Raw genomic sequence first — 12180 nt, 5'->3', positions numbered from 1 at the left:
CATGAGAGTTAGATGTGCAGAATGTGATATAAAAAATGGAGAATTTGATAATGAATAATCAACAAATAAGAAATGCTTGATTAACTAGTATTGGTATATGATATAAAAAAAATCCTAATTTATTATGTGAATTTATTTTTGGCTTTTCTCCCTTTATGTACTATTTTTTAATTTTATCACATAAATGCTGAGAAAAGCGTATCTACGGACTTCTCCCCACATTTTTAAATTAAACACAGCATTACAATTTCAAAACTAGGTATCTTGTTGAATTTATATGCAGCTTCTTTGGCATATAAATAAACATGATATTTTGCAACTTTGATATGTGTTTTAAATGTTCTTCTTATATGTTTTCAAACTGATTCAATTTGATTGGTATTTACACCAGTTTTTGAAACATAACCATCTTGATGGTTAACTGTTTTATGTTTTGGAAAAACCAATTTGAAATCGCAATATCCTTTTCAATCATCAGTATATACATGACATTTTAAAGAAATGTGGCTTCTTGCAAAATTCAAAAGACTTTTACTCTTTGCATTTTTCAATACTTTCACAATTAAATTATTAGTTGTTTTTTTCATAAATGCCAACAATCAATGTTTTATTTTTCAAGGATCTTCCTTGTTTTTTAAAAGCCATATGTGAAAGATACATTTCATCAATTTGCATTGTGCCTTCAGCAATAAATTGAGGTTCTTGTTTTGCAATACGTGTTCTAATTTTATGACCCATTCTCCATGCTGTTTTTAAGGTCACTCCCAATTCTTTTGAAACATCAGTTGGCGGAATCCCATGTTTGGTGTTTATTAATCTAAAGATGAGGTAAAATCATGATCTTAAAGATGTTTGTGACCTTGAAAATATGGTACCCGTGAGAATACTAAATGTTTGATTACATTTCAAACATCTTATTCTTTTTAAATCAGAAGTATTCAAATTAAAACTAGAACACCTAATGCATTTGTTTTCTTTCAAATTTGCTATATATGCAAGACATTGCTGTTCATTTTGAAAAGCATTATTGAACTCATTCAGTTTCATTGTTCCTTCCACAAGTACATGGGGGGAGAAGTGCGTATAAATATTTAAAAAGTGAGAATAAAATTCTCACTTTTTATTTTAATTTAGTATTCTTCTTCAAGTGAAGAATTACCCATACCTATTAACTTCTCAGTTGACATTAAACCAGTACCAGCCGGTATCAAGTTTCCTAAAATAACATTTTCCTTTAAACCACGTAAATTATCTTGTTTTGACTTAATAACAGCATTAGTTAATACTCTTGTTGTATCTTGGAAAGAAGCAGCAGCCAAGAATGATTCTGATTCTAATGGTGCTTTTTTAATCCCTAAAATAATTGGATGACCAAAAGCAGGTTTTTTACCAGCAACAATAATTTTGGCATTAACATTCTTAAATTCTTTGATATCAACAATCGCTCCAGGCAATAATGGTGAATCATTACCTTCAACTACAAAAATACGATTCAACATTTTTTTTACAATAATTTCAATATACTTATCAGAAATTTCAATTCCTTGTAAACGATAAACACGTTGTACTTCTTTTAAAATATATTGTTGAACTTCAATGATTCCTGCTACTTCTAGTAATTGTGTAATATTAATTGCACCTTCAGTTAGTTTTTGTCCAATCTTAACATTATCACCAATTTTAATTCTTACCTGCGCATTATATTGAGTTTTGTATTCTTTATAGTCAAGTTTTGATTTTACAGTAATTGTATAAATTCCTTGCTCTTCACGAATATCTGTTACTTTACCATCAAACTCACTAATAATAGCAACAGCACCTTTGGGATTAGTAATATCTAATAATTCTTTAATTCTTGGTAATCCTTGGGTAATATCACTACCACCAGCAACTCCTCCAGTATGGAAAGTTCTCATCGTTAGTTGAGTTCCTGGTTCACCAATTGATTGCGCTGCAATAATTCCAACTGCTTCACCAATAGCAACAATAGAACCTGTTGTTAAATTAATACCATAACATTTTTGACAAACACCATAACTTGCTTCACAAGTTAAAACTGAACGAATATTTATTTTTGTAATTTTTGCCTCTAATATTGTTTCTACTAATTTTTCAGTAATTAATTCGTTATTTGCAACAATTACATTATTTTTACTATCAACAACATCACCTTGAACAAAACGTCCAAATAAACGGTCACGTAGCGGCACAATAATATTATTACGTTTTTGGTCAACAACGTCACTAATTATAAAGCCATTACCGGTATTACAATCTTCTTCAGTAACAATAATATCTTGTGAAACGTCAACTAGTCTTCTTGTTAAATAACCTGAGTCAGAAGTTTTAAGCGCCATATCTGCCATTCCTTTACGAGCACCATGGGTAGAAATAAAGAACTCTGAAACATTTAATCCTTCACGGAATGAAGATTTAATTGGTAATTCAATAACTTCTCCTTTTGGATTATTCATTAAACCACGCATCCCTACTAATTGAGTAAAGTTACTAATATTAGTTCTAGCACCTGAATCTCACATCATAAAGATTGGATTTTCAATATCTTTTCTTAAAACTGTTTCTAGTTCAACTTGAATATTATTTTTAATACTACTTCATTTATTAATAATATGGTAATGACGCTCACGATTAGTTAACATACCTTGTTTATAAAACTTGTTAATTGTTTTAACATATTCATCTGCTTCTTTAAATAATCTTGTTTTACCTGAATAAGACACAACATCGCCTGCAGAAATTGTTGTTCCTGAAATTGTTGAAAATTTAAAACCAAGATTTTTCATTTTATCTAACATTTGTGCAGTTAATTGAGTCCCAAAAGTTTTAAAATATTTATGAATAATATCTGCTAAAGCTTTTTTCTTAAATGGTTCAACAATAACTCTCTTTTTAATAAATTCACGAAAATCAACATCAGTTGCAACTAAATCTTCATTATGAGTTTCAGTTAAATTAATAATATTTGGGCGATTAATAAATGGCATTCTTTCTGAAAACATTTGATTAAAAATAATCTTACCAATAGTAGTAATTAAAAATTTATTTTGATCGGTAGCAGCAAATTTACTTGCACCTAAACTAGCAACACGGATTCCAATAATAGCATGTAATGAAACTTGTTTTGTATCATAAGCTTTAATTGCTTCATTAACATCTTTAAAAATTGAACCTTGACCTAATTCATCTAATTTTTCAATAGTTAAATAATAATTACCAAGAACCATATCTTGAGTTGGCGTAACAATTGGTTTACCATCTTTAGGACTTAAAATATTTTTTGAACCTAACATTAAACTTCTTGCTTCAGCTACTGCTTCTTGGGTAATTGGCACGTGAACAGCCATTTGGTCACCATCAAAGTCAGCATTAAAAGCAGGAGTTACTAGTGGATGTAAACGGATAGCTTTCCCTTTAACTAGAATTGGTTCAAATGCTTGAATTCCTAAACGGTGTAAAGTTGGAGCACGGTTTAATAAGACAGGACGATCTTTAATTACTTCTTCTAAAACATCCCAAATTCGTTCATCTTGAATTTCAATTAATTTTTCAGCAATTTTAATATTTAAGGCTAATTCTTGATGAACTAATCTTTGCACAACAAAAGGTTTAAACAAAATAATTGCCATATCACGAGGAATACCACATTGATACATTTTTAATTCTGGACCAACAGCAATAACACTTCGACCTGAATAATCAACACGCTTACCTAATAAGTTTTGACGGAAACGTCCTTGTTTTCCTTTTAATGTTGAAGTTAAAGATTTTAATGGACGTTTATCTCTTCCTGTTACTGGACGTGCTTTACGTTCATTATCAAATAAAGCATCAACTGATTCTTGCAACATTCTTTTTTCATTATTAATAATTAAGATTGGTGCTCCCATTTGTTTTACTTTTTTTAAACGTTCATTACGAATAATAATTCTTCGATATAAATCGTTAATTTCTGATGTTGTAAAACGTCCACCATCTAATTGAATAATTGGACGAATATCAGGCGGAATCACAGGAATAGCATGTAATACCATTCATTCTGGTTTATTTCCTGATTTAGCAAATGAATCAATAACATCTAAACGACGTTCTAATTTTCTACGATCAGTTTGTGATTTCTTGTTTGTCAATTGTTTTTTAATGGCAAGAAATTCTTTTTCTAAATTAATATTTTTTAATAAATACTCAATAGCTGAAGCACCAATTCCAAATTTTGTTCCAGTATGTTTAGTAATAAATTGAGCACATTCATCCATTGAAAATGGACGTGAAGTATCTGCTAAAGTATCAGTTAACATTTGAGCACGAGTATAAGCAAAAGAAGAAGGTTCTAATTGTTCTAAAATTTGTGGAAATACTTTACGTAAACGATTACGAGTATCAGTTGAAGATTTAGCATTACCTAAATCCATAATCATTTTTTGTTTTAAACCTTTAGCGGTCCCTGGATCTAAAACAATATAAGAAACAAAGTATGCTACTTCTTCTAAGTCTTTAGCTTTCATATCTAATGCTAACGCAATTCTTGAAGGAGAAGCCTTTAACATTCAAATATGAGTTACTGGCTCTTCTAACTCAATGTGTCCTAAACGTTCACGTCGAACAATTGCTTCAGTAATTTCTACTAAACAGCGTTCACAAACTTTACCTTTATTTTTTATTTTCTTATATTTACCACAAGTACATTCATAATTTTTAGTTGGTCCAAATATTCGTGCATCAAATAATCCATCTTTTTCAGGTTTTAATGACTTATAATTGATTGTTTCTGGCTTTGTAATTTCTCCATGTGATCATGAGCGAATTTGATCGGGAGAAGCAAGAGAAATTTTAAGGGCAGTATAATGTTTTGAATTTTTTTGCATTTGCATATATTTATTACTCCTTTTCTAATCCTCAAGATAGCTTTCGACTTCTTCATCGTAAGTTACCACTTTTTGTTCTTGACCTTTTTCGTCAATTAACACAATATTTATTCCTAAACCTTGTAGTTCTTTTGTTAAAACATTAAATGATTCAGGGATACCTGGCGTTGGAATTTGTTTATTACGTAGAATTGCTTCATAAGTTTTAATTCTACCTTTAATATCATCAGATTTAATAGTTAGAATTTCTTGTAAAGTATGAGCAGCACCATAAGCTTCTAATGCTCAAACTTCCATTTCTCCAAATCTTTGTCCACCATTTTGTGCCTTACCTCCTAATGGTTGTTGAGTAATTAATGAATATGGGCCAACATTACGAGCATGTAATTTATCATCTACCATGTGTGATAGTTTTAGCATATACATAACACCAACAGAAATTTTCTTGGCAAACTTTTCACCAGTTAAACCATCATATAATGTTAATTTATCAAAGTCATTATATTTTGCTTCTTTCATAATATCTAACAAGTCTTGATTTTTTGCACCATCAAAAACAGGTGTTGCTACTTTAATTCCTAAAGTTTTAGCAGCCATTCCTAAGTGTAATTCAAGAATTTGTCCAATATTCATCCGTGATGGTACTCCTAATGGATTTAACATAATATCAACTGGTGTTCCATCTTCTAGGAAAGGCATATCTTCAATTGGTAAAACTTTAGAAATAACACCTTTATTTCCATGTCTTCCAGCCATTTTATCTCCTTCTCGGATTTTACGTTTTTGTACAATAAATACTTTAACTACTTCTTCTACTTCTGAAGGTAAATCAAAACCATCTTCACGTTTATAACGTTTGATACCTTGAACAATTCCAGCACCACCATTTGGTACTCGTAATGAATTATCTTTAACATTACGTGATTTTTCACCAAAAATAGCAGCTAATAATTTTTCTTCAGCAGTTGATTGTGTTTGACCTTTTGGTGTAACTTTACCAACAAGAATATCTCCTTCTTTAACTTCAGTTCCAATTAAAACAATTCCTTCATCATCAAGATAACGTCTTGATTGTTCAGAAGTATTAGGGATTTCACGTGTAATTTCTTCTTTACCTTGTTTTGTTTTTCGACATTCTAAATTATATTCTTCAATATGCATTGAAGTATAAACATCATCTTTTACTAAACGTTCACTAATAATAATAGCATCTTCATAGTTATAACCATGTCAAGTCATGAAAGCAATAATTACATTTTGCCCTAATGCAAGTTCACCATCTTTCATCGAAGGTCCATCTGCTAAAATTTGATTAACTTCAACTTTATCACCAACTTTTACTAATGGCACATGAGTTACTGCTGTTCCTTGATTACTACGTTCAAAACGACTTAATTCATAAGTTGTTATTTCATCTTCTGATTTAATAATAATCTCATGAGAATCAACATATTGTACAACTCCTGGTAAATTAGCAACAATAGCTAATCCTGAGTCACGAGCAACAGCATACTCAACACCGGTACCAACAATTGGTGTTTGTGGTTTTAATAATGGAATTGCTTGACGTTGCATATTAGCACCCATTAAAGCACGGTTAGCATCATCATTTTCTAAAAAGGGAATACAACTTGTAGCTATTGAAACAATTTGTTTTGGTGAAACATCAATATATTCAACTTCATTTGGTCCAACAATAATATTTTGACCATTACTACGAGCAATAACATTATTATTTTTAATAACATTATTAGCATCTAATTCAATATTAGCTTGTGCAATGATATAACTCTTTTCTTCACCAGCAGTTAAATATTTAATTTTATTAGTAATTTTACCTGCAATTACTTGACGGTAAGGTGTTTCAATAAAACCGTATTCATTAATACGAGCATAAGTGGCTAAATTATTGATTAAACCAATATTAGGTCCTTCAGGAGTTTCAATTGGACAAATTCTTCCATAGTGAGAATAGTGAACATCACGAACTTCTAAACTAGCACGATCACGTGACAATCCACCAGGTCCTAAAGCAGTTAAACGTCTTTTATTAGCCAATTCTGCTAATGGATTAGTTTGATCCATAAATTGTGATAATTGTGATAAGTTAAAAAACTCACCAATAACAGCTGTTAATGGTTTATTATTTGTAATATTTGCTGGTTTCATTTTATCACTATCAGTAGTTGACATTTTTTCTTTAACATTTTTTTCAATACGTCCCATTCCAATACGAAATTGGTTTTGTAATAATTCACCAATTGTACGAATACGACGATTTGCTAAGTGATCAATATCATCAGCATTACCAATATCATGAACAAAATTTAAAATATAAGAAAGGGTTGCTAAAATATCAGCAATAGTAATAATTACTTCTTTACATTTAGGATTAATTCCAACAACATTAATAACTTCATTTAATCTTTCTTTATCATTATAAACTTTAATTAACTGCACATAATGTTTTGGTTCACTATCACTGATTGATGTTTTTAAAGGTACTAAACATGCTCCTTCTTCTAATACTGTTTTTAGAATTTCTAATTGTGATTTACCAATTACTGTTTTTTTGGATAAAACAACATTACCTCTAATATCTTTAATATCTTCAGCCAAAGTGTAATTTAAAACACGATCTGTAATAGCTAATTTTTGAATTAACTTATATCTTCCTGCTTTTGTTAAATCATATTTTTTTGAATCAAATAATAATCCAGTTAAAAATTTTGTAGCACCATCAACACTGGCAGTTTCTCCAGCTTTAATTTTCTTATAAATTTCTTGTACTGCTGCTGGTCAATTTTGATGTTCATCATATTCATAAGTATTTAATAAAACATCATCTTTACCAATGATATTAATAACATCTTCTTTAGTTAATCCCAAGGCAGTAAGTAAAGTGGTTACTGCAATTTTACGTGATTTTTCAATTTTAACTTGAATAATATCTTTAATTGCATTTTTATTACGAACTAATTTATTACGTTTAGAATCAGTTTCAAATTCTAGTCAAGTTCCACGTGATGGAATTAAATCACCTAAAAATTTATATAATCCGGTTTTTGGATCAATTTCAATTTTAAAATATGCACCTGGTGAACGAACTAATTGTGAAACAACAACCTTTTCACTTCCATTAATAATAAATGTTCCTTTTTGTGTCATTAATGGAAAATCACCTAAAAATACATCTCCTTCACGAGTTAATGTATAATCAACAATTAAAACATCTTCTTCTCTATTTTTAATAGTAACTTCAATAGTTGAAAATTCACTATTAGCATGAACATTTTTTTCTTCAAAATAATATATATTATCGCTAACTTTTGGTTCATTAATGTTTTTAATACCAAATTGGTCTTTAATCCAACGCATTAAATAATCTAAAATATTATCTTTAGCAGCAATAGTTAAATGACGATTATTTTCATGAATTGATAAAGATAATTTTGTATAGATTGGTGCTTCATAAGTTTTTGACTCATCTTTTGCTTCTTTTAATGTTCTTCTTGGTTTACGAAATTCTCAATCAATCAATGATAAAATAATACGATTATCATTATCAGTTACTGGAAATATTTCATTAAATACTTCTTGTATTCCTGTATCAATAAATCATTTATAAGTATCACGTTGAATTGAAATTAAATCAGGAAGATCTAAATTTCCTGATACTTTAGTATAGTCACGTCTTTTAGCATAATGACCAAATTGTTTTGTAGTATATGACATTGGTTCATCTCCAATTTTAAAAATTTATTAAAATCAAATAATTTGATTTCAGTTAATTAGTATTAATTTACTAATTAGTTTGATAAAATATTAAGTTTTAAGTTGATAATTTTTAATTAAATAACAAACAGAAAACCAGTATTAATTAAAACTGGTTTTCATATAAATTTTTAATATTTGAACTACTTAACTTCAACAATAGCACCAACGGCTTTTAACGTTGCTTCGTGTTCTGTTGCTTTTGCTGTATCAATATTTTCTAAAATCTTTTGTGGTCCTGTTGCTACTGCATCAACCATTTTTTTAGCATCCATTAAAGATATTGTACCACCAACAATTGCCTTAACTGCTTTAATAACATCAACTTTTTTGTCTCCTACTTCTTTTAGGATTACAGAAACTGTTGATGGTTTTGTTGCTTCTTCTTTAGCTGCTGCTGGTGCAGAAGCAACTGCTGCAGTTACTCCAAAAGTTGTTTCAATTAATTCAACTAATTCTTTTAATTGAACTGCTGTCATTGTTTTAACATGTTCAATAATTTGTTTATTTGTAATATTTTCCATTATTTTTTCCTCCATATATTTTTTTATTTAATAAGTGTTAATTATGCGTTTTCTTTTTGTTGGGCTACTGCCTTAATTGCTAAAGCCAAATTGCGAACTGGTGCTTGTAAACAAGAAGCTAACATTGAAATTAATTCTAATTTTGATGGTAATGAAGCTATTTTTTGTAACTCACTTTGATCAATAACTTTCCCTTCAAAAATGCCACCTCTTAATACTAATAATTTATTAATTTTAGCATAATTAGAAACTATTTTAGCTGTTTCTAAGTCGTTTTCAAATCCAAAGATAAAACCATTTGGGCCAACTAAACTACTTTCAAGCGATGAATATTCTTTTTTTAAAGCACGAGCAACTAAATTATTCTTATAAATAGTGAATGTTGCACCTTTAGCTCTTAATTCCTTACGTAAAGAACTAATTTCTTCAACATTCATACCTTGATATTGTACAACAATTGTTGTTTTTGAATCATTAATTTGCTTAGCAATTAAATCAATAGTTTTTTGTTTTTCAACCATTGCTGGGCGCATAAGTACACCTCCTTATTATTTTGAAATAACTAGCAATAAGTAGTAAATAAAACTCGGAGCAAAAGCGAGTAAATCACATGCATATATAATGATGGAAATTACCTGGGCAACATAATTAAGACAAAAGTCCGTTGCTGTCTTTGGCTTATTCTAGCTTGTATATTATATGATATATATATATTAAAATCAAGAAAAATTTACAAAAGATTAAATAAATAATTTTTTATTATATATATTTTAAGTTATAGATACTATTTTTAATAAATAAATGCTAATTTCATCAATATCTTAATGAAAATTAATGAAATAAATTAAAATAAACTTCATATTGAAGTTTATTTTAATTAAAAAAATTGTTATTTTATAATTGGTTACTGTTTTTACTACTAGAGTTTTTGCTTTCACTTGAAGAAGATTCACTATTTATTTTTGATTTATCTAACTCAAGATTTTTACAAACTCTTTCTCTTCTTTCTGATTCGTTTTTTTCTCCTCAAGCTTTATTTATTTTATCAGCATTTTTAGCATGCGCTTCTTGTTTTAATTTATTATTCTCAATAGATTTTCATGGCATAATTTATTATTCCTTTCACTTTTTGAATATTTTTTCTACCTTTAAATACTCAATAAAATTATATATTTTTAATAAAAAATATATATAAAAATATATATAAAAATATATAAAAAATTACTCTTACTTAATTAAGTAAGAGTAATTAAACTAATTATACGTTATATTTTAAAATGAATAACTTCGTTGTATTACATTTGTAGGAGGTTGCATATTGCCCATAGAATTAGCTTTATCTACATCAAATTGATTTTCAACTGGAATTATATTATTTTCAACATTTAGTATTATTTTATCATTCATTAGTTCATTTATAGTTTTAAGTTTTCTACTATCCAGTTCTTGTTTTAATATATTAAATTGTGTTTCTAATTTATCACTTGTTAAATCTTTAGATACTGATTTAACTTCTTTTTTATCTTTATTATTTTTAAATAATTTATTATAAATTCATGATTCAACTTTTTTTGATGCAGTTGAAAAAACTGATGTAATTGCTTTAAAACCTCCACTAATAAAAACTGAAGCAATAGCAATATCAATCTTAATTGTTGCCACTACTGCAGCAGCCAAATAAGGAGCTAAAATCACAGGAATCAAATTTGGAAGAACAGCAATAATAATAGTAATGACTAAAATAATAACCCAAACTTTTCACTCCGTTTTAGATGGCTTTAATTTTAATTCTATTTGTTCTTTTAATAATTCTTTAACTGGCATTGTACTAATATTATTTGCATTTTCTTTATCAATTAAACAAGTACTTTTTTTATATTCTTCAATACTCTGATACTTTTTAGTCTGTTTTCAAACTTCAATTTCATTTTTTTCATTATTATCAAAATATATTATTTCTTCAAAAATTGATTCATCATTATAAACTAAAGTTGTTATATAAAATATCTTATCTTTAATTAGAAAAATTTCTTCATACATTTTTCTAACATTTTGACTTTTAATATTTCATTCTTTTTTTATTTCTTTTTTTATTTCTTTTTTTATTTCTTTTTTTATTTCTTTTTTTAACTTAGAAATATTAGAAAATATTTTTAGTCTTTGCTCTTCAGTTAAATCTTCTTCATCAATTTTTCTTTGTAGTTCTATTCTTCTATTAATATTATCTTTTAATGATAACGGCATCCAATCATCACTATAACTATCTAGTTCATTATTTAAATTGCTTATAGTATTTTCTAATTCCTCAATTTTAGAATTATTTTTTTCAATATTATCATTCAATTCTTTTTTTATATTTCTTTGTTCTTCAAGTTTTAATTCTTTATTTTCTATTGTTTCTTTAAGAGCAAAATATTCTCTAAATTCACTATCAGTTGTATTTTGTTTCTTAGTTTTATTTATTTCCATTTTTCTTTCTTTACGTTTTAAATCATCACGTAATGGTTTAAGCTGAATAATTTCTAATTCAAAAAGATTTTCTCTAACAATAGTTAAGTTTTGATTTAAATCATCATTTGTTCTTTTGAAATCTTCTAATTGTTTTGTAAAATTAAAAATTTCTTCTCTAAGTTTACTTATCTTTTGATCTTCTATAATTGTAAGACAATTATATTTATATTTATTTAAATCATTATTATCACTATTTGTTTCATTTAGAGTATTTGTACTTCTAGAAGATTTTATTGCTAAACCTCCATGTCTTTTTTTTATAGAACCATCAGTTTGAGCAAAAATATTTTCTGGATTATTTTCCATTATTCGCTGAAATGTTGTTGATTTTCTTTTATCATTATCACGCATTTTATACACCTTCTTATAAAATAAAACCCATTTACTTACAAATAAAGCAATGGGTTAAAAACTATATTTAGTTTTACACTTATCTTTTACCAAATTTTAGAAATTTTTACAATATTTTTTTATTTTCAAATTATATA

8 protein-coding genes and 1 other annotated feature are annotated in these 12180 nt (G+C 27.6%); all 8 genes read right to left on the bottom strand.

The features are described from left to right. Positions 1 to 224: 224 nt before the first annotated feature. The 8 genes from AAHM85_RS01545 to AAHM85_RS01510 all read right to left on the bottom strand — a co-directional run bounded on the left by AAHM85_RS01545 (position 225) and on the right by AAHM85_RS01510 (position 12043). Positions 225 to 587: a transposase gene (locus tag AAHM85_RS01545; protein WP_342260725.1), complete on the bottom strand. Its 363-nt coding sequence runs from the start codon at positions 585 to 587 to the stop codon at positions 225 to 227. Continuing rightward, positions 571 to 1059, bottom strand: a complete 489-nt coding sequence (locus tag AAHM85_RS01540) for a hypothetical protein (RefSeq protein WP_342260724.1) — start codon at positions 1057 to 1059, stop codon at positions 571 to 573. Before AAHM85_RS01540 ends, AAHM85_RS01545 begins: the two co-directional genes overlap by 17 nt. Before the next feature lie 71 nt (positions 1060 to 1130). Next, positions 1131 to 4883: a DNA-directed RNA polymerase subunit beta' gene (rpoC, locus tag AAHM85_RS01535; protein ID WP_342261685.1), complete on the bottom strand. Its 3753-nt coding sequence runs from the start codon at positions 4881 to 4883 to the stop codon at positions 1131 to 1133. A 24-nt stretch (positions 4884 to 4907) separates the two neighbouring features. Continuing rightward, complete coding sequence (locus tag AAHM85_RS01530; RefSeq protein ID WP_342260723.1) at positions 4908 to 8618, bottom strand: DNA-directed RNA polymerase subunit beta; 3711 nt, start codon at positions 8616 to 8618, stop codon at positions 4908 to 4910. 182 nt (positions 8619 to 8800) lie between these two features. Continuing rightward, on the bottom strand, positions 8801 to 9181 hold the full coding sequence (gene rplL, locus AAHM85_RS01525; protein WP_342260722.1) for a 50S ribosomal protein L7/L12: 381 nt from the start codon (positions 9179 to 9181) through the stop codon (positions 8801 to 8803). A gap of 41 nt (positions 9182 to 9222) precedes the next feature. Then, positions 9223 to 9714 carry a 50S ribosomal protein L10 gene (gene rplJ / locus AAHM85_RS01520; RefSeq protein ID WP_252320296.1) on the bottom strand — a complete coding sequence of 164 codons (492 nt, stop codon included), beginning with the start codon at positions 9712 to 9714 and terminating at the stop codon, positions 9223 to 9225. A 36-nt stretch (positions 9715 to 9750) separates the two neighbouring features. Further along, positions 9751 to 9876: a sequence feature (ribosomal protein L10 leader region), on the bottom strand. 199 nt (positions 9877 to 10075) lie between these two features. Then, the gene (locus tag AAHM85_RS01515) at positions 10076 to 10288 is read right to left on the bottom strand and encodes a hypothetical protein (RefSeq protein WP_252320294.1); all 213 of its coding nucleotides are present in this window, start codon (positions 10286 to 10288) and stop codon (positions 10076 to 10078) included. A gap of 165 nt (positions 10289 to 10453) precedes the next feature. Then, positions 10454 to 12043 carry a hypothetical protein gene (locus AAHM85_RS01510; RefSeq protein ID WP_342260721.1) on the bottom strand — a complete coding sequence of 530 codons (1590 nt, stop codon included), beginning with the start codon at positions 12041 to 12043 and terminating at the stop codon, positions 10454 to 10456. Positions 12044 to 12180 lie beyond the last annotated feature (137 nt).

The sequence above is a fragment of the Spiroplasma endosymbiont of Notiophilus biguttatus genome (assembly GCF_964030985.1).
Lineage (GTDB): Bacteria > Bacillota_I > Bacilli_A > Mycoplasmatales > VBWQ01 > Spiroplasma_E > Spiroplasma_E ixodetis_A.
This window is presented reverse-complemented; position numbering and strand designations above follow the sequence as displayed.